Annotated in this window: 23 protein-coding genes; 12 read left to right on the top strand and 11 right to left on the bottom strand. The window is 39.6% G+C overall.

Features of this window, described 5'->3' with window-relative positions:
* Positions 1–945: glycine C-acetyltransferase (gene kbl / locus ACEW8U_RS03810; RefSeq protein ID WP_373520706.1), on the top strand; the 945-nt coding region annotated here is incomplete at its 5' end.
* Positions 946–1,096: 151 nt separating this feature from the next.
* Positions 1,097–1,261, top strand: coding sequence for a hypothetical protein (locus ACEW8U_RS03805; RefSeq protein WP_373520705.1), 165 nt, complete (start codon positions 1,097–1,099; stop codon positions 1,259–1,261).
* Between the two features lie 72 nt (positions 1,262–1,333).
* Here ACEW8U_RS03805 and ACEW8U_RS03800 read toward each other — a convergent pair whose 3' ends face one another.
* Entirely contained in the window at positions 1,334–1,534 is a 201-nt protein-coding gene (locus tag ACEW8U_RS03800) for a hypothetical protein (protein ID WP_373520704.1), read from the bottom strand.
* A gap of 678 nt (positions 1,535–2,212) precedes the next feature.
* On the opposite strand from ACEW8U_RS03800, the gene ACEW8U_RS03795 reads away from it, so the two are divergent.
* Positions 2,213–3,136 (top strand): ORF6N domain-containing protein, encoded by a 924-nt coding sequence (locus ACEW8U_RS03795; protein ID WP_373520703.1) that lies wholly within the window; start codon positions 2,213–2,215, stop codon positions 3,134–3,136.
* A 316-nt stretch (positions 3,137–3,452) separates the two neighbouring features.
* The gene (locus ACEW8U_RS03790; protein ID WP_373520702.1) at positions 3,453–4,004 is read left to right on the top strand and encodes a hypothetical protein; all 552 of its coding nucleotides are present in this window, start codon (positions 3,453–3,455) and stop codon (positions 4,002–4,004) included.
* 224 nt (positions 4,005–4,228) lie between these two features.
* Here ACEW8U_RS03790 and ACEW8U_RS03785 read toward each other — a convergent pair whose 3' ends face one another.
* The 3 genes from ACEW8U_RS03785 to gndA all read right to left on the bottom strand — a co-directional run bounded on the left by ACEW8U_RS03785 (position 4,229) and on the right by gndA (position 8,013).
* Positions 4,229–5,629, bottom strand: a complete 1,401-nt coding sequence (locus ACEW8U_RS03785; protein WP_373520701.1) for an amidohydrolase family protein — start codon at positions 5,627–5,629, stop codon at positions 4,229–4,231.
* Positions 5,630–5,845: 216 nt separating this feature from the next.
* Positions 5,846–6,049, bottom strand: coding sequence for a hypothetical protein (locus tag ACEW8U_RS03780; RefSeq protein ID WP_373520700.1), 204 nt, complete (start codon positions 6,047–6,049; stop codon positions 5,846–5,848).
* Between the two features lie 65 nt (positions 6,050–6,114).
* On the bottom strand, positions 6,115–8,013 hold the full coding sequence (gene gndA, locus ACEW8U_RS03775; protein ID WP_373520699.1) for an NADP-dependent phosphogluconate dehydrogenase: 1,899 nt from the start codon (positions 8,011–8,013) through the stop codon (positions 6,115–6,117).
* Between the two features lie 51 nt (positions 8,014–8,064).
* Here gndA and ACEW8U_RS03770 point away from each other — a divergent pair, with 51 nt between their 5' ends.
* The 6 genes from ACEW8U_RS03770 (at position 8,065) to ACEW8U_RS03745 (ending at position 16,552) form a co-directional block, all read left to right on the top strand.
* Positions 8,065–9,522, top strand: coding sequence for a DUF294 nucleotidyltransferase-like domain-containing protein (locus ACEW8U_RS03770; protein ID WP_373520698.1), 1,458 nt, complete (start codon positions 8,065–8,067; stop codon positions 9,520–9,522).
* A gap of 266 nt (positions 9,523–9,788) precedes the next feature.
* Positions 9,789–12,116, top strand: coding sequence for a glucosamine-6-phosphate isomerase (locus tag ACEW8U_RS03765; protein ID WP_373520697.1), 2,328 nt, complete (start codon positions 9,789–9,791; stop codon positions 12,114–12,116).
* A gap of 87 nt (positions 12,117–12,203) precedes the next feature.
* Positions 12,204–13,088 (top strand): ROK family protein, encoded by an 885-nt coding sequence (locus tag ACEW8U_RS03760; RefSeq protein WP_373520696.1) that lies wholly within the window; start codon positions 12,204–12,206, stop codon positions 13,086–13,088.
* Positions 13,089–13,192: 104 nt separating this feature from the next.
* Entirely contained in the window at positions 13,193–14,560 is a 1,368-nt protein-coding gene (locus tag ACEW8U_RS03755; protein ID WP_373520695.1) for a cystathionine beta-synthase, read from the top strand.
* Positions 14,561–14,664: 104 nt separating this feature from the next.
* Positions 14,665–15,294 carry a hypothetical protein gene (locus ACEW8U_RS03750; protein ID WP_373520694.1) on the top strand — a complete coding sequence of 210 codons (630 nt, stop codon included), beginning with the start codon at positions 14,665–14,667 and terminating at the stop codon, positions 15,292–15,294.
* Positions 15,295–15,466: 172 nt separating this feature from the next.
* Positions 15,467–16,552 carry an alkane 1-monooxygenase gene (locus ACEW8U_RS03745; protein WP_373520693.1) on the top strand — a complete coding sequence of 362 codons (1,086 nt, stop codon included), beginning with the start codon at positions 15,467–15,469 and terminating at the stop codon, positions 16,550–16,552.
* Positions 16,553–16,559: 7 nt separating this feature from the next.
* On the opposite strand, the gene ACEW8U_RS03740 is transcribed toward ACEW8U_RS03745, so the two are convergent.
* From ACEW8U_RS03740 to ACEW8U_RS03730, 3 genes are read right to left on the bottom strand one after another with little or no spacing between them, the layout of a single operon-like run.
* Positions 16,560–17,606, bottom strand: coding sequence for a VWA domain-containing protein (locus ACEW8U_RS03740; RefSeq protein ID WP_373520692.1), 1,047 nt, complete (start codon positions 17,604–17,606; stop codon positions 16,560–16,562).
* Complete coding sequence (locus tag ACEW8U_RS03735) at positions 17,593–18,492, bottom strand: hypothetical protein (RefSeq protein WP_373520691.1); 900 nt, start codon at positions 18,490–18,492, stop codon at positions 17,593–17,595. Before ACEW8U_RS03735 ends, ACEW8U_RS03740 begins: the two co-directional genes overlap by 14 nt.
* Complete coding sequence (locus tag ACEW8U_RS03730; protein WP_373520690.1) at positions 18,485–19,363, bottom strand: DUF58 domain-containing protein; 879 nt, start codon at positions 19,361–19,363, stop codon at positions 18,485–18,487. Before ACEW8U_RS03730 ends, ACEW8U_RS03735 begins: the two co-directional genes overlap by 8 nt.
* A 124-nt stretch (positions 19,364–19,487) precedes the next feature.
* On the opposite strand from ACEW8U_RS03730, the gene ACEW8U_RS03725 reads away from it, so the two are divergent.
* Together ACEW8U_RS03725 and ACEW8U_RS03720 are read left to right on the top strand one after the other, a co-directional pair.
* Complete coding sequence (locus ACEW8U_RS03725; protein ID WP_373520689.1) at positions 19,488–19,826, top strand: DUF4296 domain-containing protein; 339 nt, start codon at positions 19,488–19,490, stop codon at positions 19,824–19,826.
* Between the two features lie 8 nt (positions 19,827–19,834).
* On the top strand, positions 19,835–22,222 hold the full coding sequence (locus ACEW8U_RS03720; protein WP_373520688.1) for an endonuclease MutS2: 2,388 nt from the start codon (positions 19,835–19,837) through the stop codon (positions 22,220–22,222).
* Between the two features lie 9 nt (positions 22,223–22,231).
* Here ACEW8U_RS03720 and ACEW8U_RS03715 read toward each other — a convergent pair whose 3' ends face one another.
* The 4 genes from ACEW8U_RS03715 to ACEW8U_RS03700 form a co-directional block, all read right to left on the bottom strand.
* Positions 22,232–22,717 carry a hypothetical protein gene (locus ACEW8U_RS03715; protein WP_373520687.1) on the bottom strand — a complete coding sequence of 162 codons (486 nt, stop codon included), beginning with the start codon at positions 22,715–22,717 and terminating at the stop codon, positions 22,232–22,234.
* Between the two features lie 47 nt (positions 22,718–22,764).
* Positions 22,765–23,397 carry an ATP-binding cassette domain-containing protein gene (locus tag ACEW8U_RS03710; protein ID WP_373520686.1) on the bottom strand — a complete coding sequence of 211 codons (633 nt, stop codon included), beginning with the start codon at positions 23,395–23,397 and terminating at the stop codon, positions 22,765–22,767.
* Positions 23,398–24,177, bottom strand: coding sequence for an acyl-ACP--UDP-N-acetylglucosamine O-acyltransferase (gene lpxA / locus ACEW8U_RS03705; protein WP_373520685.1), 780 nt, complete (start codon positions 24,175–24,177; stop codon positions 23,398–23,400).
* The coding region (locus tag ACEW8U_RS03700; RefSeq protein WP_373520684.1) for a bifunctional UDP-3-O-[3-hydroxymyristoyl] N-acetylglucosamine deacetylase/3-hydroxyacyl-ACP dehydratase at positions 24,174–25,464 on the bottom strand (1,291 nt) is incomplete at its 5' end. The genes ACEW8U_RS03700 and lpxA, both read right to left, overlap by 4 nt.

Here is a 25,464-nt window from a genome sequence, read left to right as displayed (position 1 = left end):
ACCCAGGATATCCATAAGGAATTGGAAGCCAAGATTTCCAAATTTCTCGGCATGGAGGATACCATTTTATATGCAGCGGCTTTTGATGCCAATGGGGGAGTTTTCGAACCGCTTTTCGGACCTGAGGATGCCATCATATCGGATGCGCTGAACCATGCCTCCATCATCGATGGGGTCAGACTGTGCAAGGCCATGAGGTTCCGCTATCAGCACAATGACAGGGAAGACCTCGAAGCCCAACTGAAAGATGCGGTGGCCAAAGGTGCCCAACAAAAGATCATTGTGACAGACGGTGTTTTTTCTATGGATGGTACCATTGCACAATTGGATAAAATAGTGGCCTTGGCGGAAAAATACGATGCCCTGGTGATGTCGGATGAATGTCATTCAACCGGATTTATGGGTAAGACGGGCCGAGGTGTACACGAATACAGAGATGTGATGGGCAAGGTAGACATCATCACAGGAACCTTGGGCAAAGCCTTGGGTGGTGCCTCAGGTGGATTTACTTCTGGCAGAAAAGAAATCATTGAACTGTTAAGACAAAGGTCAAGACCTTATCTGTTTTCCAATACTTTGGCACCATCTATCACCGGAGCTTCGATTGCTGTTTTTGACCTGCTATCTGAGACTACGGATCTGAGGGATAAGTTGGAAGAAAACACCAAATACTTCCGCGCAAAGATGACTGAAGCCGGATTTGATATCAAGCCGGGAGAACATGCCATTGTACCGATCATGCTGTACGATGCAGCCCTTTCCCAAAAAATGGCGGAAAAATTACTCGAAAAAGGAATTTATGTGATCGGTTTTTATTTCCCTGTGGTACCCAAAGGTCAGGCAAGGATCCGTGTACAGATTTCTGCCGGCCATGACAGACATCACCTCGATCAGGCGATTAAGGCTTTTGTGGAAGTTGGGAAGGAATTGGGGGTGGTGAAGTGAATTCGATCAGGCGAAGGGTAAGGAAACGTTTAAAAATTGTGATATGACGATTTTTGAAAAGCAACTAAGGAAATGATACAAAGAATATATATTGATACTTCTGTTGTAGGCGGTTACTTTGACGAAGAGTTTAAAGAAGATTTAGTGAAATATGGAGACGTATAAAAAAGAAAAGACATTTGACGCAGTAAAGATGATGCGTGAAATTAGAGATGAGATTAGCCAAGAAACTCAAAATATGACCTTTGAGCAATTAGAGGCATATATAAAAGCTAAGCTGAAAGAGAAAGACGCAAAACTTATCGGACAGAAGTAGAAAGCAGAACCGAAATTATAATCGCTAATAGGAAATGTATCGACTTAAGATCCTACACTTTCAAGCTGAGAATCATTCGGTTTTCGATTGGCGCATTTTTGATCTTTCTTTCTTTACCGATTCGATCAGTTCCTCGAAATCCTTTTCAGTAGCGATTGACTTGGAGGTCAATTCTTCATATTTAAGGTAATTTAAGAGAGATTGTATCCATTCCGGATCTTTATCTGCCTTAATCCTGACAATAATTTCATCATTAATTCTTTCAACTTTCATTTTGGAATTCCTGTTTGGAAATATATTTTAATGTGGCTTTTGAAATATAAACATTTGTTTTCTTGTTAGGAATTGTATGTAAAAGTTTATCAATCCAGAATTTAATTGTTTTGCTGAACAGGTTTAATTTGAAGGGGCTAGCTATGTTTTATATAGTGTTTCAATAATATAGTATTACCAGAAAAATTAGAATTGATTGATTCAATTTTCTCAATCAATTTATTATGCTTCCAAAGCATTTAAGAATTCGGGTGGGTTAATTCAAGACCATTTCGTTGATGTCAACAAAATGATTAAAATGGAGATGACCCTAAGGTTTTTATTAGTATCTAAATCAACACATCTTTTTTGAGTAGATGTCATTAAATTCTATTTCCTAAGGAATATATTCTCAATCCTACTTCTATCAACCAAATTCCAATAAAAATACCCTGAACAGGGGATGGTATGGTAAAGAATATTTTGGGATATTGTGAAGGATGATAAGATATAATTTGGACATCACAATCTGTGATGTCCAATCCGATAAACTTTGATATCCTTGAGGTCACATTTTGTGACCTCAATTTCAGAACATGGAGGCAAGAGATATTTGCATTACACTTTCACCGAAAAAAGCCGCCTTGCAAAACAACTGAAAAATGAAAATCTACATTATGCGCAAGATAATATTGTGATATGACTATTGTGAAATATGAACATATAGAAAATAAAATCTTTCAATTTCGGGGTGTACAGGTTATGGTAGATTATCATTTGGCCGAGCTTTATGGCGTTGAAACAAAAAGACTTAATGAGCAGGTTAAAAGAAACAAAAAGCGATTTCCAAATAGTTTTATGTTCCACCTATCACAAAGTGAGTGGGATAATATGCAGTCGCAAATTGCGGCCGCAACAGATCCAACTAATTTGCAGTCGCAAATTGCGACCGCAAAAAGAAGAACCTTACCCTATGTTTTCACAGAGCAGGGTGTATCTATGCTATCATCAATATTAAATAGTGACCAGGCTATAGAAATCAGCATCCAAATCATGCAGGCATTTGTCACTATGCGCAAATTCCTGCTTCAGAATGCCTCTGTATTCCAACGCATCGACCAATTGGAGCTAAAGCAATTGCAAAGCGATGAAAAGTTTAATCAGATATTCAAGGCTTTGGAAGCAGGGCAACCCAAACCTGACAAAGGGATTCTCTTTGATGGGCAGGTCTTTGACGCTTATGCTTTTGTAGCCGATTTGGTCAAAAACGCCAAAAAAGAAATTATTTTGATAGACAATTATATAGATGAAAGTGTGCTCACCCTGCTGAGCAAACGCCAAAAAGACGTGACCGCCACCATCTATACCAAGAACATATCCAAAACCCTGCAACTCGACTTGGACAAGCACTATGCACAATATCCCGAAATCGAGGTAAAAACCTTTTCCCAAAGCCACGACCGCTTTTTACTGATAGACCAAAGCGATTTGTACCATATAGGCGCATCTTTAAAAGACTTGGGCAAGAAGCATGTGGTGAGCGAAGTCGAACCATGGTTTGCCTTTTCCCGCATGGATAGTATGACAGCCTTATTGCTGAACCAATTGAAGAATGTGAAATGAAAGTATTGCACACCTTTGAAGCTGATCCAAAGTGGTTTCTTTAGTATTAAAATCACCACAACCTATTAAAGCAAATGTCCTTGAATTCCATTTCCAAAGAGATAAAGTCTCAAATCCTTCTTAAATCAATCAAATTCCAGTAAAAATACCCTGAACAGGGGATGGTATGGTAAAGAATATTTTGGGATATTGTGATGGCTATGGGTGAAAGAATAGTAATAGTTGCGAGATGTTTGGCAAATGGAAGGAATGAGCGGTAGTTAAGTGAATTAACCCGTTGTAATCAATTTATAGAAACATAAACGTAAAACAATTTATGCAAGTACCTTTAAAAATTTTAATTATTTCATTATCCTTCCTCTTATCACACCTTGGTCATTGCCAAATTACAGACAAAGAATTAGGGAAAACCCCTAGCAACTACACAATCCTGCTACATTCCAGAGAGAATGAAAAGGGATTGCTTATGAGCTATAAAGAATTCAAAAATGGTAGTATTATTGAAGCATCGGAAAAAGAGAAAAATACCTTAATGACTACGATGCTCCTTGGAAGTGCAACTTCTCTATATAATTATTTGTCACATACATATTCTGATTTTAAACCTGTAGTAATTAAGCCAAATGGATTTACAACAACATCTTTTCAAATTAAGTATGAATTTTCAGAGGGTAGTATTTATATAACTCGAATTTTTAAAAACCAAAGTGGTTTAAATCTTATGGCTGCAGAAGATCCTAATAATTATATTCTACTTTATGGTTTTGATATCAAGGATCAAAAGATTTCGAATGAAATTATTGATCATCTAACTAGGCATTTGAAAAGTTCAAATATAGAATTTGGAAGAGTAGATAGGAAAAAATAAACTGAGCAACATTGTGTAGTCCACACTGGGGTTTCATCTATTATTAAGGCAGTTTCTCTCTATCCCACTTTTCTATCGGAAGACAGGAAACAAAATAAAATCCCAAGCATCGGCTATACTTTGTCGTTGGCATTTTGGTATTTCCTCGATTAGTCAATAAAAAAGCCAATTGATTCCTGACAAACTAATTGATTTTCCCCAAGCGTTTCTTATAACACCTCCCCTCACCTCCTCACATTCTTCCCCTTAATCCTCTTCAATTCCTCCTGCAATTTTTCACTGGAAATCCATTCACCCCTGACCATTACCCCTTTGACATTTTTAAGGTGGGATAGGTTATCCAAAGGATTGCCTTCTACCAATACAAAATCAGCGGAAGCACCTTTTTTGATGACACCGAATTGACCTTCTTTTTCGAAGTATTTGGCGATGTTTAGGGAACCTGTTGTCAGGATTTCATTTGGGGACATGCCGGCTTCATGCATGGAGGAGATTTCATTGTGGATAGAAAATCCGGGGACATTGAAAACCTGTGGGGAGTCAGAACTCATGATAATGGGAACTCCGCCACGGTGCAAAGCCATCAGCATTTCTTTTCTGAATTCCAGGTAGGGTTTGACATTTTCTTCTTTGAGAACTCCCTGGTTTTCGAGGAGTTTTTTCTGGTTGACCCACTGCTGCACCTGTATCCCGGGCATGTATTTCATATCGGATTCCAGCCTGAATTCATCCGCAGGAATATAGCCGAAGAATCTTTCAAATAAGGTCAATGTCGGAGCGATCCAGGCTTTTTTGTCCAAAGTCAATTGTACTAAATAAGGAATCCGTGACTTGTCCGCATCCTTAACAGCCATCATGCTGAACGGTCCTGCGACCTGTGGATCCAATTTGGACTTGTCCGTCACCAAAGCCTCGATATATCCATCCATGTGTTCCACCGAGCGATAGCCATTGTTCAGTGAATTGACCAAACCCACATCCAAGGAGATATGGCCACCGAACATGATGTCCTCTTCTTTGGCAGTATTGGCTATGGCGAGGAATTTGGGCATATCCAAACCTGGGTGTAGCTTGAGATGGTCAAAACCTGCTGTTTTTTGTTCACGGACCATTTGGGCACCCATATCCGGATTTTCCACAGAACCGCCGTTCAAGGATTGGCCTGCTGCAAAAATCCTAGGACCTGTGATTTCTCCGGAAGCGATTTTCTTTTTGAGTTCCAAATGGGAGTGGTGCCCTATCATACCTCTGACATTGAGGATTCCATTGGCAAGATAAAGCCACATCACATCCTGAATATAGGAGAAATCATCCGTTTCGGTAGTGGGAATATGGGAGTGCATTTCAGCCAATCCTGCAAAGGCATAAGCTCCTTTTCCATCGATACTTTGGATGGATTTTTTAAGGCCTTTTCCTTTTGCCATGGGCAATATCGCTTCTATTTTACCCCCCTTGACATGGATCAGATGATCTGTTAAGACCTGATCATTTTCCAGGTTGATGATATGGACATTGTTGACAATATATTCCTGTGCCGATACTGGACTAAAGGAAAAACCAAAAACCACCATGAAAAGGAGGGATAGGTACAGCTTATTGTTTATTTGTTTTTGAAGGATGTTCATGGTGTTTGGTTTTATAATTCAATTTTTGATTAACCGCAATGATACAAGTAAATGTGAAAACCAAAAGGATATTTTGTCAAACTCTAAATTTACTCCCGAAGCTATCGGGATTCTTGTCACGTCCTGAATTTACTTTACACTTTTTTTATTATTTTTCTTTTGTTTCTCCCCCTCATATTTCATCTAAAGAGATTGCCACGTCGCACGAAGGACTGTTCAAAATATCAAAGTTTCCCAAGTGCTCCTATCAATAACGGATTTCTTAGCTGCCGTCACCCTGATCCAGATGGCTATCGGGAGAAGGGTCTCTCGAGGATCAGGAAATGTATAATAAACATAAATAGGACCTCTGGAGATCCTTCGTGCCTCAGGATGACGGTTGCCTAGCGGGTAAATTGATGTCATTCCTTTTCTGAACATTTTCAAAATGTTGAGGACTCGCAATGACGCACCTTCCGTCTTCCGTCTCCTGTCTTCATTCTTCATCAATTTTTCCAATCCGAATGATAATATCCACCTGTCGGGTCTTCTTTTCTTTGGAATGTATGTGCGCCGAAGAAGTCCCTTTGTGCTTGGATCAAATTGGCGGAAGAGTCTGAGGTGATCCTACCAAACAGGTAGTTGGCGGCTCCGGACATGACGGGCAATGCATAGGAATGTTGCAGTCCCAACCCAATGATGTAAGCAAGGTCAAACCTGATTTCTTTTAATTTGGTCTTTATGGCCTTGGTCTTTAACAAAGAACTGTTTTCCTTGAACAATCCCGTCATATTTTCCATCAATGAAGAACGGATAATACAGCCATTGGTCCAGATACGTGATATTTCACTGAAGTCCAGATTCCAGTTTTCCTGTTCAGAAACCTGATGCATCAGATTGAATCCAACTTCATGGTTGATGATTCTCGTGAGGGTATAGGCATTTTTGAGTTTTTCCAAAAGGATGACCTTGTCTTCCGCAAAAGCACCGAATCGATGGCTGTACAATACTGCAAGTTCTTCCCGATCTTCTTTTTGACTGGAAAACAACCGGGCTGTGACCGCTTCCGACAATGGACTATAGGGAACATGATATTTCAATGCGGTAGTCAGGGACCATCCTCCTGTTCCTTTTTGTTCTGCTTTGTCCAAGATCTGATCAAGGAGGAAGTTTTTGCCCTCTTTGACTGTCAATATTTCTTCCGTAATGTCCAATAGATAACTTTTCAAACCTTCGGTTCCCCATGATTTCAGGATATTGGAAATCTCGGTGTAGGATAATTTTAGTCCGTATTTCATCAGATGCACCGTTTCTGACAAGACCTGCATCTCGGCGTATTCGATGCTGTTGTGGACCATTTTGATAAAATGGCCGGAGCCATCGGGGCCGATATAGCTGACACAGGCTTTTCCTGTAGCATCTTTGGCGGCTATTTTCTTTAAATAGGGTGCAATGAAATCATAAGCTTCCTTTTTTCCTCCCGGCATCATGGACGGACCTTTTCTGGCTCCTTCTTCTCCACCGGAAACACCCATAGGTATAAAATGAAGACCTTTTTCAATGAGTTCTTTGAATCTCCTTGTGGAATCTTCAAAAAACGAATTACCACCGTCTATGATGATATCACCTTGTTCCAACATGGGTTCAAGTTGCTGTATCTGTTGGTCTATTGCTGCCCCAGCCGGAATCATCAACAATATTTTTCGGGGTTTGGCCAAAGAGCCCACAAAAGCATCAAGATCATCAAATCCCTTAAGCAAGGGAAATTCCTGATTGTTCTCTGCAAAACCACTTGCGATTTTTTCTTCTTTTCCCGGTACATGTCTGTTATATACAGCGGTAGGTACGCCATTTTCTGCCAGGTTCAGGGCAAGGCTTTTGCCCATTACGCCCATACCGATTACCCCAAAATGTGATTCAGGTGCATTGATGTCATCCAGTTTCATAACTTCTTCCAGCAATGTTTCGGGTGCTTTAGAGACATCCAGGTGAATACCATAGTCCGGTTCTTCCCATGTTTCCAATTGGGAATCCAAGAGTCCGGGCTTCATATAATGGCCTTCTCTGTTGTTCATTCTTTGGTGCAGCAATTCTTTGCTACCTTTAAGGTGAAGCCAGATTATTTTGGGGACAACCTGCAGTGTTTCCCGATAATTTTCTCGTAGGGCAGAACAGGCAAGGATACCACCACCGGATCCTTCCCATTGCTGCATACTGTCGGCAAGGTGTTCAAGCCAAGGTAGGCGGTCCTGATCTGTCAGGGGGATGCCCATGCTCATCTTTTGGATGTTGGCCGGGGGATGAAAATCATCCGCATCGAAAAAAGGAAGCCTGAGTTTTTTGGCCAAAAGGGAGCTTAAAGTAGTCTTTCCGCTTCCCGAAACTCCTGTAACAATAATTATCATAGCCGAATTTAGCAAAATTAATTATTTTCACCATGATTAGATGAAGTGCACATGATAGCTACAAATGAATTCAGTACAGATCGTTTTTATTCCAAGAAAGTTGGGGACCTTCATTTTAGGAATCTGAGGGTTTGTCCACCGGAAACCCATATTTTTCAAGTCGCCCAATTTATGGCAAAGGAGAAGGTTTCCATTTTCTTTATAGCCCATTCCGAAAAGGATATTTTGGGATTTGTAACTGATATTACGCTAAGGGATAAAGTTGTGGCCAATCAGTTGCCATACAATACTCCAGTCGGGGAGGTTATGGATAAAAACATCATCTATATCCAAAAGGAGGCTTTTTTATATGAGGCATTGTTGATGATGTTTCAGACCAAAACAAGATACTTACTTGTAAAGGACCAAAGTCAATATGTGGGTTGGATCAGTAGAAATAAAATTCTTTCAGAACAATCCCAAGGACCGTTTATTTTTATCCAAGCTGTTAGACAGGCCATTGACAAAGATGAATTAAAAGAAAAATGGGCGATGGTGCCGGGAATCATCCATGAGCTAGTTGGAACAGGCCTCAAAGCACAAATTATCAATCAGATCATTACCGCGGTCACAGATACCATTACTTTGAGGATCATAGAAAATACCATCAGGCAAATAGGTCCTCCTCCTGCCAAGTTTGTTTTTTTTGTGTTGGGCAGTGAAGGCCGAGCAGAACAAACCCTCAAAACCGATCAGGACAATGCCATCATTTACGAGGACAAGGCCAATGAACATAGGGAAATGGTCAGGGAATATTTTCTGGACTTCGCAGAAAGGGTTTCGGCAGATCTTGACCATGTTGGCATCGTTTTCTGTTCAGGGGGATTTATGGCCAAAAATCCCAAATGGACCCATTCTCTTTCCCATTGGAAAAGGAACTATGAAACTTGGATACAGGAGTCCACCCAAGAGACAGTGATGAAATACTCCACTTTCTTTGATTGCAGGGCTATCTTCGGGGAGTTTAGCTTATTGGAAGAATTAAAGGTCTTTATGGACCAACAATTGGTTAATCCACCGGAACGCTTTTTTATGAATATGGGTGCCAATGCCCTTTTGTATGAGGCACCATTGACTTTTTTCAAAAGTATCAGAACATTTAAGATTGATGGGGAAAAGCACTTTAATATCAAAAAGGCCATGACGCCCTTTGTGGATTTGGCAAGGCTATTTGCGCTGAAACATCGGATTTTTGAAGCAAACACAGGAAATAGGATTGAAGCTTTACGGAAAAGTGGGGTGTTTTCTGACAATGAGGCAATGGAACTTTACCATGCTTACTATTACCTGATGACTTTGAGGTTGGAAAAGCAATCGCTACAGTTGATTGAAAAAGCAGAAGAGCCCAAGAATTTTGTAAGCATCAGCCAACTGACCAAAGTACAAATGGCGACCTTAGTGGAAATATTTAAGGTGATCAAAGAATTTCAGTTGAAAATTAAAATAGAATTTACTAAGAATATATTTTAACAAATAGAAAATATCTTTTTTAATTTTTTTATAAAAGTCTATGATTTAAAACAAAAGTTTTTTTATTTTGTAAAAAAAATAAACCATAAACCCTTTTTATTTCGTGATTGGATTTGGGAAAAAATAGATGGTTTTGCAATGGTTTTATTTTATTTTATTTCAATATCACCAAATTATTACCTGATTTTATTAATTTAATAATTCAGTTTTAGGGTTGAACTTAACCTGAAACAACCAGCATTATCCACAAACAAAAACTCAAAAATATGCTTAGCAATTATCCGCTTTCCGAAGTAGAAAAGGCTTTCCTCAAAGAATCCGGTGTACAGAATATCAGCACATTGATTCCTTATCTTACAGTCGATAATTTTCCCAAATTGGGTTTGATCACGGCATGTAGGTTTTTGGAATGGGCTTCTGAAAATCCAAATGGAGTCATCAGTTTGCCTACTGGAAAAACCCCTGAGTATTTTATTAAATGGACCCAATTTCTTTTAGAAAGCTGGGACAGTAAGAAAGGTAAGGATGTGAGGGAAAAATACGGGCTATCTTCCACAAAAAAGCCGGTTTTGAAAGACCTAACTTTTGTGCAGATAGATGAGTTTTATCCGATTTCTTCCAAGCAGAAGAATAGTTTTTATGATTATGTCAATAAATTTTATCTTGAAGGATTTGGTCTCAACAAAGAAAAAGCGATTTTGATCAATTCAGATGAGATTCCTTTGGCTGATGGAAAGCACTTCAAAGAAGTATTCCCTGATTTAAAGGTTGACCTTTCCTTGAGATTCCGGGAACCTAATAATGGCCTAGAGAAGATCCAGCAAAAATCCATTTACATGATCGATCATTGGTGCGGTCAATATGAGCAAAAGATCAGAGATGTAGGCGGGATTGGCTTTTTCTTGGGAGGAATAGGTCCTGATGGGCATATTGCTTTCAATACCAGAGGTTCCCATTTATTTTCCACAACAAGATTGACAGATACCAATTTTGAAACCCAGGCAGTAGCAGCGGGGGATTTGGGTGGAATAGAAGTATCTTCCAATAGATTGGTGATTACCATTGGTCTGGATACCATCGTGCATAATCCTGACGCAGTCGGTATCATCATCGCGGCAGGGGAGGCCAAAGCTCAGATAGTCAAAGATTCTTTGGAAACACCACTTGACAATGTATATCCTGCGACTGTTTTACAAAAATTGAGAAATGGCCGCTTCTATCTTACCAAAGGTGCTGCGGTGAGGTTGACAGATTCTGTGGATGCATATTATAGGCAGGGAGAGTGGACTTGGGAAAAAACAGAAAGGTCCATTCTGGAACTATGTAAAAAACTTAAAAAGTACGGACACAGACTTAAAATAGAAGATCTCAAAGCAGATCAATATACCTCAATGATCCCTAACTTGTCTGAAGATACTGTCAATCAGGTAATGGAGAGTGCAGTTGAAAAAATCAACAGGGGAACTACCCAGGAAAAAAACCAAGTTCTGTTGCATACAGGCCCACACCATGACGATATCTCATTGGGGATCTTGCCTCATGTGACCAATCAGCTCCAGGAAAACAGTAATGAGGCCCATTTTTCGGTGTTGACGTCAGGATTTACCGCGGTGACCAATACCTTTGTAATTGACACCTTGTTACTGACTAAAAAACTTTTGGATGAAGGGGAAATTCAAATGGTCCATTATGAAGATTTCTTTGAAGTTGGCTATAAATTGAAAACGGATAAAGATATTTATCATTTTTTGACAAAAGTCGCATCTGAGGATCCTGACCAAAGGATGCGTGGATTGTGCCACAGAGTGGTCAGGGCTGTAGTGGATATTTATGAGGTCAAATCCAAGCAAAAGCTAAGAGAAACGATCAACGATATCATCAGCATTTTAAAAAACTCCTATGATGGTGAAAAAAATCCTTCCAAAATTCAGAAACTCAAAGGTATGATCAGGGAGTTTGAGGAGGAATTGGTTTGGGCACACTTTGGTGTTCAGGTGAAAAACGTACATCATTTAAGGTTGGGCTTCTATACAGGAGATATATTCACAGAACAGCCTGACAAAAAACGTGATGTGATTCCTATTCTGGAAATGTTCAAGAAAATTAACCCTACAAAAATAAGCTTAACACTGGATCCTGAAGGTTCAGGGCCGGATACACACTACAAAGTACTTCAGGCTACAGCAGAGGCAGTGCGGCAGTGGGCCGAGGAGAAAGATCTCAGCGAATTAAGGATAATCGGCTATAGAAATGTCTGGTTCAAATTTGAGCCGCACGAAGCCAATGTGATTGTCCCTGTGTCCTTGGGAGATATGTCCGTAATGGAAGACTCCTTCGCCAATTGCTACCTGAGTCAGGTGAATGCCTCTTTCCCAAGTTACAGCCACAACGGAAAGTTTAGTACCGTTGCCAAAAGAACATGGGTAGGACAATTAAATGACATCCAACTCTTATTGGGTAAGAATTATTTCTATCAACATGAAACGGCAAAAGTCAGGTCAAGTCATGGATTGATCTTTTTCAAGGACATGAATGTGGAAGAATTTCTTGCCCATGCCAGAGAACTAGAAAAATCTATTGAAGGATTCTTATAAATTTACGATCCCAAACCAGCACAGGGAAAAAGTAGAATGGTTTTTCATTCTTCTTTTTCTGTTGAAAATCCTTTAAGACCTATTTGTATGCTAAAAACCGAAAAACCTATTCTTGGATTGGATATTGGAGGTACCAATATCAAGGCAGGTGTACTTGTTGGATCAGACCTTGTGGATATCAGAACAATCTCTACGCCTTCCCGTGAAAGTCAGGAATCAATTCTGGAAACCATCGCAGATCTGATTTCTTCTTATCTCCACCATGATTTTTTTGCCATAGGAATAGGTATCCCAGGTTTGATTGATACGGACAATGGAGTAGTTCTTAACCTAGAAAATATACCATCATTTAGACGGGTTCATCTACGGGAGTTTTTGGAAACTAGGTTTGCCAAGCCTGTTTATATCAACAATGACGCTAACTGTTTTGCTTTGGGTGAATATAAATTCGGAGCAGCCCAAGTGTACCAACATGTAGTTGGAATAACCCTAGGAACAGGACTTGGTGCAGGGATTATCGTCAATGGACACCTTTATTGCGGGTTTAACTGTGCAGCAGGAGAATGGTGTTCAGCGCCATATCTTGACCAAGATTTTGAGTTTTATTGCAGCAGCAAGTTTTTTCACTCTAAATTCAATGCAAAGGCCAAATCATTATCAAAAAAAGCGTCACTAGGAGATGTAATGGCCCTAAAAGCTTACAAAGAATACGGCCATCATTTAGGAGAACTGATCAAAAACATACTGTATACTTTGGCCCCACAAGCAATTGTTTTGGGAGGATCTATCAGAAAGGCATATCCATTTTTTAAAGAAAGTATGGAAGCCAATATTTCGACATTCAAATACCCTTCCGTCAGCGCAAATCTTAAAATTTTGATTTCAGATTTGGATGAAACCGCCATTCACGGTGCTGTTGCGCTTGTTGATGAATATGCAGTTCCGGTTGATACTATAGGTAATCCAAGTTAATCCCCATCATCTTGTCAATTCGAAATATTATTTGGAATGGGCAGTTTATTTCCCATCAGGTATAAAAATATTCGTAACTTTCGGGTCAATTGAACCCGAATATTATGATATATAATTCCATTATTGAGACCATAGGAAATACACCTATGATCAGACTCAACAAACTGAATAAAGGCATTCAAGGGGAAATCCTTGTAAAAGTTGAGTATTTCAACCCTGGCAACTCCATGAAAGACCGTATGGCCATCAAAATGGTGGAAGATGCCGAGGAGTCCGGTATGCTTAGGCCGGGAGGTACTATCATTGAAGGTACAAGTGGTAATACAGGTATGGGTTTGGCCTTGGCAGCAATTGCTAAAGGTTACAGATGTATTTTTACCATGGCCGATAAACAATCCAAAGAGAAAATCGACATCCTCAAAGCAGTTGGAGCAGAGGTAATTGTCTGTCCAACCAATGTTTCTTCAGATGATCCAAGGTCTTATTATTCCGTAGCAAGGAAGCTGAATAACGATATTCCAAATTCCTTTTATCCCAATCAGTACGATAACCTTTCCAATTCATTGGCCCATTATGAAACAACCGGACCTGAAATTTGGAATGATACTGATGGCAAAATCACCCATTATGCCGCAGGGGTAGGAACTGGAGGCTCCATGTGCGGCACAGCGAAATATCTCAAAGAGCAAAATCCTGATATCATCACTGTGGGTATTGACACCTATGGATCTGTGTTTAAAAAATACAAGGAAACAGGTGTATTTGATGAAAATGAAATTTATCCTTACCTGACTGAAGGTATTGGAGAAGATATATTGCCAAAAAATGTTGACTTTTCATTAATAGATCATATTATTAAAGTTACTGATAAAGATGCTGCGGTGATGACAAGAAGACTTTCCAAAGAAGAGGGCTTATTTGTTGGATGGTCCTGTGGGTCTGCAGTTCATGGAGCTTTGGAATACGCAAAAGAAAACCTCAAAGAGGGAGATAGGATGGTGATTATCCTTCCTGACCATGGCACACGCTACCTCGGTAAGATTTACAATGATGATTGGATGAGAAATCATGGGTTTTTGGAAGACAAGACATTTGGAACCGCACGGGATATTATCTCTTCACGAAATGGAAGTTATCAATTGGTGGTATCTAAGAAAACGGATAAGGTAAAGGATACTATCCATCTGATGAATAGCAAGAGTGTCTCCCAAATACCTGTAATGGAAGATGGACAGGTAATCGGGAGTATCACAGATAGCAAACTCCTTTCAAAAATCATCGAAAACCCCGAACTAAAAGATGCAGCAGTAGCAGATGTGATGGAGGATTCCATGAAATTTGTGGCCTTGGACAGTACATTGGATGTTCTTTCATCCATGTTGGACAAGGAAAAGGCAGTGCTTGTCAGGGATGATAACCATCAGGTGCATATAGTGACCAAGCATGATATTTTGGAGGCCATGACTAAGTGAGTCTGAGATTGTAAAATTGTAAGATTTTAAAATTAAAAAATTGATTAGCAATAAAGGCAAGGATATTTTCCTTGCCTTTATTCTGTAAAACAACAGATTAACCTATGAGTATAGAGAAATTGGCATCATTAAGGGAAAGTGGATATGACTTTGATATCCAAGAGATCTTTACCCGGGCATGGCAAATGTATTTGAAAGAGCCTCTGCAAAGTTCAGCCTTTGTGATGTTTATTTTTTCCTTACAATTACTGGCGTTTTTGTATCTCAAAGACTTCGCTGTACTTCAGGGAGTTTTTCTTGCGCCTCCTTTATATTCCGGCTTTTACCTTGTAGCCAATAAAATCTCCCTAAGGCAGCGGGTAGTGTATCCTGATTTTTTCAAAGGTTTCAATTTCTACATCCCTGTATTTGCCATCTGGTTGATCGGACAGATACTTACAGCTTTTGGATTGGTTCTTTTTGTGGTACCTGGAATTTACCTAGCTGTAGCCTACAGTTTTTCTGTCTTGATGGCTATTTTTGGAGGATTTGATTTTTGGACTGCTATGGAAGAAAGCAGGAAGTTGATCACCGTCCGCTGGCTGAAATTCTTTTTGTTCACTTTGGTCATTATAGTCATCAATGCTTTGGGACTATTGACCTTTGGTTTGGGATTATTGGTCAGTGTGCCCGTCACCTTCTATGCCACATATATTGTTTTTGAGGATTTGACTAAGGATATTTTCGCTGAGTAGAATCCTGTAATTTCTGATATGGTTATCTGTAATTATCGGTATCCTTCTTTAATCTTCTAGCCGGTGCAACAAATACCTACTTGAACTTCTTGAATAATGGATGTTCAAAATCGCGGGTTGGTGATTTGGATACTATGTTTCTTTTTTGATCATGATTATCTAACTTGATGGCATGAAGCATTTGAAAAAAATCGGCTTTTATTCAGCATTTATACTCCCCATTTTATTGGTGATTGGATTTTATTTGGGCGGATGGAATTTGTTAATCATTCATGCTTTTGTATTTATCATGGTACCAGTCATGGATTACCTGATTCAAAAAGATAGATCAAACGTACCTGAAACGGAGATTTCAGAAATTTCGAAAGAGAAGTTTTATAGCTTGGTTACATTCATTTGGGTGTATGTACAATTGGGGATATTGGTTTGGGGTTTTTCTGTAATCTCTTCTACACCACTTTCCTTTGCGGAATGGCTCGCTTTCAGTACGGGTATGGCTTTGGTCACTGGAGGGGTTGGGATCACGGTAGCACACGAACTGGGACATAAGCCAGAAAAACTGGAGCAGTTCTATTCCAAGGTGCTGTTGATGACGGTATGTTATATGCATTTTTTTATAGAACACAATCGAGGACATCATGTGCGTGTTGCAACACCCCAAGATCCGGCTACGAGTAGGTTGGGGGAAACATTCTACAGCTTTTGGTGGAGGTCTGTCAAAGATGGATTCTTTAGTGCAAACCATTTGGAAAAGGAAAGATTGCAGAAAAAAGGTGATACTTTTTGGTCTTTACAAAATCAAATGATCCAATTTGTGTTAGCCCCAATAATTTTTGTGGGATTGCTTACCCTAGTATTTTCATTTATTCAAAATAGGTTCACATGGGAGGTTCCGATCTTCTTTTTTGTACAGAGCTTGTTTGCATTCAGTCTTTTGGAATTGGTCAATTACATCGAGCATTATGGCATGTCCCGAAAGCTCTTGCTAAATGGCCGATATGAAAAAGTGACCCCACTACATTCTTGGAATGCCAGTCATATGGTCAGCAATTTCCTATTGTTTCAGTTGCAACGGCATTCAGACCATCATGCTTTTGCCTACAAGCGCTATCAGATTCTTAACCATTATGACGAAAGCCCCCAATTGCCCCAAGGATATTCTGCCATGATCATTTTGGCCTTGTTCCCGGCTCTGTGGTTTAAGGTGATGGACAAGAGGTTGGATGAGTGGAGGAAGAGGACTTGGGTGGAGGGGTGAAGATTTATTAATCCAACAAGAAATTATTAAAGAAGGTGCTTTTGAGCCCCAGCCAAATCAATATCAGAATAATCCCCCAAAAAAGATAAACCCTGTAGTAATCGACCGTTTCCTTGTACCGGGATTCAATGATCTCGGCTTTTTCCATTTCGTCGATCTGATCGAAAATCTGCTGAAGGGTATTGTCATCAGAAGCCCTGAAAAATTTCCCTTCACCAATCCTTGCGATTTCCCTTAAAGTGGTCTCATCCAGATAGCTTTCGATCATCTGCGGTCTTCCAAAGAAATCAACACCATAAGGCACCATCCCATCCTTTCCAACTGCTATGGTATAAATCTTGATTTCCATCGCCGAGGCCAATTGGGCTGCAAACAGTGGATCCACATTTCCGGCATTATTTTCACCATCACTTAGCAGAATCATGACCTTGCTTTTAGAGTCTGACTCCCTTATTCTGTTGGTACCAGCCGCTAGGGCACTTCCAATTGCTGTCCCTTTGGCATCCATCATGTTGAAAGAAATTTCTTTGATTAAATCGGTTAATAAGGGATAATCGTTGGTAAGCGGTGCCAATGAATACGCTTCACCCGAAAAAATCACCACTCCGATCCTGTCACCGAAGCGACCGTTGATAAAGTCGATGGCAGTTCCTTTAGCGGATTCCAGTCTGTTGGGTTTGAAGTCTTGGAGGTCCATGGATTCTGAAATATCCATTACCAGCATGATGTCAATCCCTTCCGTAAATTGTTCTACACGTTCATTGGTTTTTTGAGGTCTTGCAAGCGCCACGATCATCAGCCAGACAGCGAAAATAAAAAACAGCCCAGGTATCAACCTGAGAAAGGTCCAAGGGTTGTTCTGAGAAACTGAACCAGGAAGTGAGAGTTCGAGTACGGGGTTTTTTAGGAACTTGATAAATTTCCTCAACAACATGATCAATGGAGCGATCCAAATCAGATGCAGGGCCCATAAATTTTCCCATTCAAATGATTTAAATGTGTCGGGCAAATACCAGTACCAAGAAAAAAATTCTGAAATATTATTTGGATTCATCTTTCGCTGTTATCTTTTTCTTGAAAGAATCTGTACAGATTTCTTTTAGATTGTTGCAGGTTTCCACTATGTCTTTCCCTTCTTTTCCCGCATAAATTACCATTTCAATAGACCTGAAATCTTTAATGATTTCCTTGTTGTCAAGAAAATCGGCAATTTCAGTGGTCGTCCATTCTCTGAAAGGCTTGTTTTTCAGATGCTCCATATAGGTTTTCCAAAGACCAAGAAGTTCGTCAGCTTGGTCCATGTTAGGATTGGATGTAAATTCCGCCTCGGCATACTGCCATCTTTTGACAAACCTTTTGTATTTCTGTTTTTCGAGCCAAATATTCCATTGACGTTTGATTTTGGCTCCAAAAAAGAAAAGCAACACAAGGACCAAAATTGCCACTACAGCCAATATGGCCCCCAAAATCAAAATGTTGAATTCAGTAGGAATAGGTTGGTACACATTGTTGTCCCTAAAATTCAATTCTTGTGGAATCTGATCGATGGTAAGTTTAAGAGCCAATTCAGCCTCCAAAGGTCGATGTTCCAAACTGTCATACCTAAAAATTTCAAATACAGGTAAGGATAGTTTTGCTACAGGATCCAAAGAAAAGTTGGAAACAAAATAGACCGCACTGTCCAAAGTAATTTCATCACGGGTTGTAGAAATGTAGGTTTTTTTCTCCAGCAGTACAAATGGAGAAAAATTGAAAGTGGAATCAGGGAAAATGACATTGACTCCTTCTTTATATTTAGCTTTGAGTACATAGGCAACTCTTTCACCCAACTTGGCCGAGTCTTGCTGAAAATATCCTTCCAACTCAATGTCCTGAGAAAGGACAGGGAATGAGGAAAGGGAAATAAAGAATAGAATAAATAAGAATCTGATCTTACCCACGTTTCATTGATCGGTTACGTTTTTTGAATAATTCTATCAGTGGCAAGACGATGTCATCTTTTGTGCTGACTCCCAGATAATTAATCTGATTTTTTTTACAGATTGTTTTGAGATGGTCTCTCTCATAGGTAAAGGTATCTGAAATTTTCTTGGAAAAACTACCAAAAGCAGTGTTTACCCAAGTTGTTCTCCCCAGTTCCTTGTCATACACAGGAATTATTCCCAAAGATGGTAAGGCTGATTCTCTGGGATCAGTGACCTGAATGGCCACAAGATCATGTTTATCAGCCAAAGCCTTGAAAGGACGCTCGTAGCCTTCATCAATGAAATCTGAAACAACAATAATGATGCTTCGTTTTTTGATAAGGTTCAATGCAAAATTGAACATCTCTTTCAGGTTGGTTTTTAGGGATTTATTTTCATGGTGGAAAATCCCCTGAATGATTTTGACTCCTTGCTTTGGACCTTTTCCTGGCAGGATAATTTTTTCTTTTTGATCCGAATAAGAAATTAAGCCCACCTGACTTCCCTCAAATATTGCCGCCAAAGTCAATACTCCTGCTAATTCTTTGCTGCTATCAATTTTTTTATGTCCCAATTCTCCAATATCCTGAGAGCCGCTAATGTCCAACAGGAAATAAACAGATTGGTCTTTGTCTTCTCGGAAGGTTTTAACAAATGTACCATGGCCTTTGGCAGAAACTTTCCATTCTATGGTCCGGACATCATCCCCATATTGATAGGGTCTCAGATCATCAAATTCCAGTCCAGCCCCTTTGAAAATGGACTGATAATCTCCCTGCAGCTGATTATTGACCACCTTCCGGATCATGATTTCGTACCTGCGCAATTTCTTTAGAATCTGATTCATGCTTGTAATTTCAAAAGCCTAAATTAAGGCTCTCATTCGAATTAAAAAACGATATGTGATAATAGGAATGGTGTATAGATGTTAAATCTTCTTGTTGATTGAAGGAATTGATTAATTTTGAATTGTGAAAAACCAAGTCCTTGTTCTGTTATCGATTTTTATACTTCAATCCTGTGGTAAAAACAGGACTCCTGAAGGGATTTTAAGTGAAGATAAAGTGGTTGAAATCCTGGTTGACATTCATTTGGCAGAGGGTCTTGTCAGCACTTTTCCAATTCATTACGATTCTTCCAGGATATTGTACCCCTATTTTGAAAAGGAAGTTTTTAAAAAACATAGTGTTCCTGATTCTGTTTTCAAAAAGAGTCTAGAATTTTACATGCGTGATGTCAAAGCCATGGACAGGATGTATGCAAGAACCATCGACTCCTTGCATGTTATAGAAAAAGCCATTATTGAGTAAATGCAAAGATGCTTTATCCCAAAAATTTAGAAGAGAAAATTAATTTCACCAAAATCAGAGAGCTGCTCAAAGATGCGTGCTCAGGTCCTTTGGGTATAGACTTCGTCAATAAAATGAGTTTTTCAAAAGACCCCAACCTAGTTGGAAAGCTTTTGGATCAAACCCATGAATTCAAAAAAATCATTGAATCTGGAGAGCTTTTTCCTTCCTCAAATTTCACTAACATTTATCCTTATCTCGAGAAGGTTAAAATAGAAGGAACCTTTCTTTATGAAGAGGAATTCCATGAAATCCGATTATCTCTATTTACGCTGAGCAGATGTATAGATTTTTTTGGTGATCATGAAGAAGAATATCCTAATTTATTCCAACTTCTGGGATTGGTCAATCTGGATAATACCATCTTGAGGGAAATAGAAAAGATCATAGATGAAAAAGGGAAAATCCGGAACAATGCCTCACAGGAACTTTCTCTGATACGCTCGCAGATTCTTTACGAGGAAAACAGATTGAGAAAAGTATTGGATAGAATATTCCGTGAAGCTAAAGCAAAAGGTCTTACCCCCGATGATGCCTCTGTTACCATCCGTGGAGGGAGAATGGTGATACCTGTTCTTGCAGAATACAAGCGAAAAATAAAAGGCTTTATTCACGATGAATCGGCCACAGGTCAGACGGTTTTTTTAGAACCGGCAGAGGTTCTTGATATCAATAATGAGCTCAAAGACCTAGAGTATATGGAACGTCGGGAAATCCAGAAAATTCTCACAAAACTTACAGACAAACTAAGGCCGGCCATTCCGGAACTGAGGAGGGCTTATCATTTTTTGGGTATGGTAGATTTTATTCGGGCTAAAGCAAAATTTGCCATCAAGACCAAATCCATTAGACCATCATTGGCAAAAACAAAACAAATGGAATGGAACAGTGCCAGACATCCGCTTTTGGAGGCAGCTTTGGGACAGACTGGTAAAAAAATTGTGCCGTTGGATATTCAGTTGGATCATAACAGAAGACTATTGGTCATTTCCGGGCCTAACGCAGGCGGGAAGTCAGTTACCCTAAAAACTGTTGCTATGGTCCAATATATGTTGCAATGTGGGCTTTTGGTTCCTTTGGAAAGTCAATCTGTCTGCACCTTGTTTGATAATTTTTTCATTGATATTGGGGATGAGCAAAATATCGAAAATGACCTCAGTACCTACAGTTCCCATTTGATGAGTATGAAATACTTTACTCAATTTGCCGACAAAAAAACCATTCTTTTTATAGATGAATTCGGTACAGGTACCGAACCGCAGTTTGGGGGTGCTATAGCAGAAGGGATTTTATTGGCCTTAAACAATCTTGGGGCTTATGGGGTAATTACCACACATTATGGCAACTTAAAACAAGTTTCATCTAAAAACCAAGGTTTGGTCAATGGGGCGATGCGCTATGATGTGGATAAATTGGAACCCTTATATCAACTTGATATTGGTAAGCCGGGCAGTTCATTTGCACTGGAGATCGCTTCAAAAATCGGAATATCCAAAGACATCATTGCCTATGCCAAAGATCAGATAGGCGAAGAGCGGGTGAGGTATGATAAGATGCTCAACAAGCTCGAAAATCAGGTCAGAAAATACGAGCAATCTATTCAGGAAAGCCAAAAGAAGGAAAGACTTTTGGATCAAAGGATGAAAGAATATACTCAGCTCAAAGAAACTATTGATCTCAACAAAAAGAAATACCTTCAGGAGGCCAAAGCAGAAGCTCAAGCACTTTTAGCAGGGGTAAATAAGAAAATCGAAACGACTATTCGTACTATAAAAGAAAGTAAGGCAGACAAAGAAGTAGCCAAACAAGTAAGGACTGAAATAGAAGAACTGAAGATAGAAATCAAACCAGAAAAGAAAATTGTTCACGACCCTGTTATCAAAGTGATCGGCGGTGAAATAAAGATAGGTGATTTTGTAAGGGTCAAAGATAATGGGGCTGTTGGGGAGGTATTGGCTGTCCGGAAAAAGGAAGTTGAAGTCAGCATAGGTGAACTCAAATCAACAGTGAAGCTCAATAGGTTGGAAAAAATTTCCAATACAGAAATGAAAAAAGAAAAAAAATCATATTCCAAAAGAATAGGTTTTGACACCAATGCCAAAATGTTGGATTTTTCTCCAAACCTGGATATCAGGGGTAAAAGAGGGGAGGAGATCCTTCCCGTTGTTCAGAGTTTTGTTGATGATGGATACATGCTTGGCCTAAAAGATCTTAGAATAGTTCATGGCAAAGGTAATGGCATCCTAAGAGATCTCACTAGGAATTTATTGAGAGGAATGTCCCAAGTTAACAAAGTTGAAGATGAACATGCTGACCGTGGAGGTGCAGGTGTTACATTGGTCACTTTGAAGAGCTAATCTTAATAATTATTTCTTTTTGAGGTTGAAGGTATAATTTCCAGCTACAGCACCGCTGGGCAATTCTGCTCCGGGAACTGTAATGGAAAACACAAGTCTCAGGTCATTCCCTGTTCTGGTAAAAGATATTTCTCTTTCTGATGCAGGCTTGTTCCCTGTCAAAGTGATTTTATCCAAGTTGGTCCCTACAAACGACCAATTCCCATTGGCATCAAAAAGATCATTACTATTGATGGTACTATAATTTTTATTGCTAACAGTTGAAGCTAAAGTGATTTCAAATGTCTGATAAATATTTGTCTCAGAACGTCCATCCCTAATAACAGACCCTCCACCGGCAATAACCCAAACCTGTGATGAACCACCAGTCAAGTCTTCGATGGCAAGCTCTTCAGGTGTTTTGGAAGGAGTAGGGTCATCTTTTTTTTCTTTGCAGGAAAAAAGGCTGACAGCTAAAAAACCTGTAATAATCAAGCTTAAAACAATTTTTTGCATAATCGTATAATGATAGTTTCTGTAAAATTAATCATAACCTTCAATAATCAAAGTTTTTGTTTGGGCTTGAAGGCTTCAATCCTTATTTCATTAGGGCAAAATCCATATTCTTTGGGATCATTGGAACACACGAAAAGTGTTTTGTCCTTCGAAAATTCTTTTACCAAATGCAAATACCAAGCTGTACCCTTTTCATCAAGGTTCGAAGTTGGTTCATCCAAAAGAATTAAATTTATTTTTGAAAAAAAGCATAAACCAAGCTTTAAACGCTGCTTCATTCCAGAAGAAAATTGAAAAACCGGTTTTTCACGATGCTCCTTCAGATACATGATATCCATCATTTCTTCCAGAGAAAGTGAGGCTATTGGAGTTTTAAATTTGAAGTGAAAAGACAATAATTCAAAAAGGGTAAACTCCTCAGGAAGTTCCATATAAGGAGCACTCATGATCAAATGCTTGAAAATATCTGAATCTGCAATCTCTTTTTCTTCCAGATAATAGGTGATTTTTCCAGAAGTTAATGGCTGTAGACCTGAGATACATTTAATCAGGGTTGATTTTCCTGACCCGTTACTTCCTGTAATGGCCCAGTGGGAATAGGGTGTAATGTCAAGTGTCAAATCCCTAAAAATCCAATCAAATTGGAACCTCTTTGAAATTTGATCCAGCTTAAGTCTCATTTAGCTGATATAACCTTTCATGACACCCCGTTCGGAAGACCTGATGAAATTAATGATCTCATCCCGCTCCTTGGTAGCAGGAAGGTTTATTTCAATTTCTTCCAATGCCCTACTATTGTTGAGGCTGTTTAAAAAAAGATATCTATAAACTTCCTGAATGGCGCCGATGGCTTCGCTGGAATATCCCCTTCTTCTGAGACCTAGACTGTTTACTCCTGCATAACTCAATGGTTCTCTTGCAGCTTTGGTAAAAGGAGGGACATCCTTTCTGACCAATGAACCCCCTGAAATCATGGAATGCATACCGACTTTCACAAACTGATGAATAGCACTGCTGCCACCGACAATGGCCCAGTCGTCAATGATAACATGACCTGCCACCTGCACTGAATTGGCGATGATGACATTGTTACCTACCAAGCAATCATGAGCAATATGCACGTAGGCCATCAGGAGACAATTGCTGCCGATCTTTGTAGTTCTTTTGTCAATAGTGCCCCTGCTGATAGTGACACATTCTCTAATGGTGGTATTATCTCCGATTTCTACAGTCGAATCCTCACCTTGAAATTTAAGATCCTGTGGAATGGCAGAAATGACAGCCCCTGGAAAAATTTTGCAGTTTTTACCGATTCTTGCCCCTGGAAAAATTGTAACATTGGATCCAATCCATGTACCATCACCGATTTCAACATTTTCGTGTATCATGGTAAAAGGGTCAATGTGGACCTCTTTTCCCAAGATGGTGTTTTTGTGTATATGTGCTAATTGATTGATCATGATTCTTTTCTGACGATGCTAGCGGTCATTATTGCTTCACAAACCAAAGTATTACCAACAAAGGCCTCACCTTTCATTTTTGCTATACCTCTTCTTATGGGAGCTAGCAGTTCACATTTGAAGACCAAAGTATCCCCAGGAAGAACCATTTTGCGAAATTTGCAACTTTCAATTCCTAGGAAATAAGTCCAGTATTTTTCAGGATCATCCACAGTGCTCAGCACCAATATCCCTCCAGTCTGTGCCATTGCCTCTACTTGCAAGACGCCTGGCATGACTGGGTTTCCAGGAAAGTGGCCCATAAAAAAGGGTTCGTTGATGGTGACATTTTTTACACCGGCCACTACAGAATCGTCAAGGTAAATGATTTTGTCCAATAATTGAAATGGATATCGATGCGGAAGTATATTACTGATCTGATTGATATCCATGACCGGAGGAAGTTTGGGGTCATAATGAGGAATATGTAAGGGCCCTGTTTTTTCCATTGCCCTTTTGATTTTTTTGGCAAATGCAACATTGGCAGCATGACCGGGTCTTGCAGCTAATATCTGAGCTTTGAGAGGTCTTCCAACCAATGCTAGGTCTCCTACCACATCGAGAAGTTTATGTCTAGCAGGTTCATTTTTATACCTCAATTCTACGTTGTTCAATATACCTTCTTGTCGGACCTCAACTTTATCCTTATTGAACATTTTGGCGAGGTGTTCTAATTCTTTATCCTCAACCACTCTGTCTACTACCACGATAGCATTGTTGAGGTCTCCGCCTCTAATAAGGTTTTGGTTGTAGAGCATCTCCAATTCATGAAGGAAACAAAAAGTTCTACACGAAGCAATTTCAGTTTTGAATTGACTGATATTGGTAATGGAGGCATGCTGACTCCCCAGAACAGGTGAATTGTAGTCTACCATTACGGTGACCCTGTAATCATCAAGCGGTAAGGCTGCCATTTCAACCTCTCTGGAAGGATCCCGATATGTGATGCTTTCAGGGACTTCAAAAAATCTTCTGAGCGCATTTTGCTCTTCAAGTCCTGCCTCCTCTAAAATCTGGATGAATTTGATAGAAGAACCATCCATGATAGGAGGTTCAGGTCCATTTAATTGAATCAAAACATTGTCTATTTCCAGACCTACCAAAGCAGCAAGTACATGTTCGACAGTAAATATCCTAGCCCCACTCTGTTCTAACGTTGTTCCCCGAGATACATCTACTACGTTGTCTACATCTGCATCTACGGTTGGATGTCCTTCCAAATCAAGCCGTTGAAATTTATAACCATGG

The organism is Aquiflexum sp. (genome assembly GCF_041751335.1).
Taxonomy (GTDB): domain Bacteria; phylum Bacteroidota; class Bacteroidia; order Cytophagales; family Cyclobacteriaceae; genus Aquiflexum.
The sequence above is the reverse complement of the archived record's forward strand: the minus strand, read 5'-3'. Positions and strand labels throughout refer to the sequence as shown.

Excerpts from the sequence above, each read along its gene's own strand:
- ACEW8U_RS03760 (WP_373520696.1), top strand. The coding sequence starts at position 12,204 with ATGCTAAAAACCGAAAAACCTATTCTTGGATTGGATATTGGAGGTACC.
- ACEW8U_RS03720 (WP_373520688.1), top strand. The coding sequence starts at position 19,835 with ATGCTTTATCCCAAAAATTTAGAAGAGAAAATTAATTTCACCAAAATC.
- ACEW8U_RS03785 (WP_373520701.1), bottom strand. The coding sequence starts at position 5,629 with ATGAACATCCTTCAAAAACAAATAAACAATAAGCTGTACCTATCCCTC.
- ACEW8U_RS03750 (WP_373520694.1), top strand. The coding sequence starts at position 14,665 with ATGAGTATAGAGAAATTGGCATCATTAAGGGAAAGTGGATATGACTTT.
- ACEW8U_RS03745 (WP_373520693.1), top strand. The coding sequence starts at position 15,467 with ATGAAGCATTTGAAAAAAATCGGCTTTTATTCAGCATTTATACTCCCC.
- ACEW8U_RS03715 (WP_373520687.1), bottom strand. The coding sequence starts at position 22,717 with ATGCAAAAAATTGTTTTAAGCTTGATTATTACAGGTTTTTTAGCTGTC.
- ACEW8U_RS03805 (WP_373520705.1), top strand. The coding sequence starts at position 1,097 with ATGGAGACGTATAAAAAAGAAAAGACATTTGACGCAGTAAAGATGATG.
- ACEW8U_RS03710 (WP_373520686.1), bottom strand. The coding sequence starts at position 23,397 with ATGAGACTTAAGCTGGATCAAATTTCAAAGAGGTTCCAATTTGATTGG.
- gndA (WP_373520699.1), bottom strand. The coding sequence starts at position 8,013 with ATGATAATTATTGTTACAGGAGTTTCGGGAAGCGGAAAGACTACTTTA.
- ACEW8U_RS03755 (WP_373520695.1), top strand. The coding sequence starts at position 13,193 with ATGATATATAATTCCATTATTGAGACCATAGGAAATACACCTATGATC.
- ACEW8U_RS03765 (WP_373520697.1), top strand. The coding sequence starts at position 9,789 with ATGCTTAGCAATTATCCGCTTTCCGAAGTAGAAAAGGCTTTCCTCAAA.
- ACEW8U_RS03795 (WP_373520703.1), top strand. The coding sequence starts at position 2,213 with ATGACTATTGTGAAATATGAACATATAGAAAATAAAATCTTTCAATTT.
- ACEW8U_RS03800 (WP_373520704.1), bottom strand. The coding sequence starts at position 1,534 with ATGAAAGTTGAAAGAATTAATGATGAAATTATTGTCAGGATTAAGGCA.
- ACEW8U_RS03770 (WP_373520698.1), top strand. The coding sequence starts at position 8,065 with ATGATAGCTACAAATGAATTCAGTACAGATCGTTTTTATTCCAAGAAA.
- lpxA (WP_373520685.1), bottom strand. The coding sequence starts at position 24,177 with ATGATCAATCAATTAGCACATATACACAAAAACACCATCTTGGGAAAA.
- ACEW8U_RS03780 (WP_373520700.1), bottom strand. The coding sequence starts at position 6,049 with ATGTTCAGAAAAGGAATGACATCAATTTACCCGCTAGGCAACCGTCAT.
- ACEW8U_RS03730 (WP_373520690.1), bottom strand. The coding sequence starts at position 19,363 with ATGAATCAGATTCTAAAGAAATTGCGCAGGTACGAAATCATGATCCGG.
- ACEW8U_RS03740 (WP_373520692.1), bottom strand. The coding sequence starts at position 17,606 with ATGAATCCAAATAATATTTCAGAATTTTTTTCTTGGTACTGGTATTTG.
- ACEW8U_RS03790 (WP_373520702.1), top strand. The coding sequence starts at position 3,453 with ATGCAAGTACCTTTAAAAATTTTAATTATTTCATTATCCTTCCTCTTA.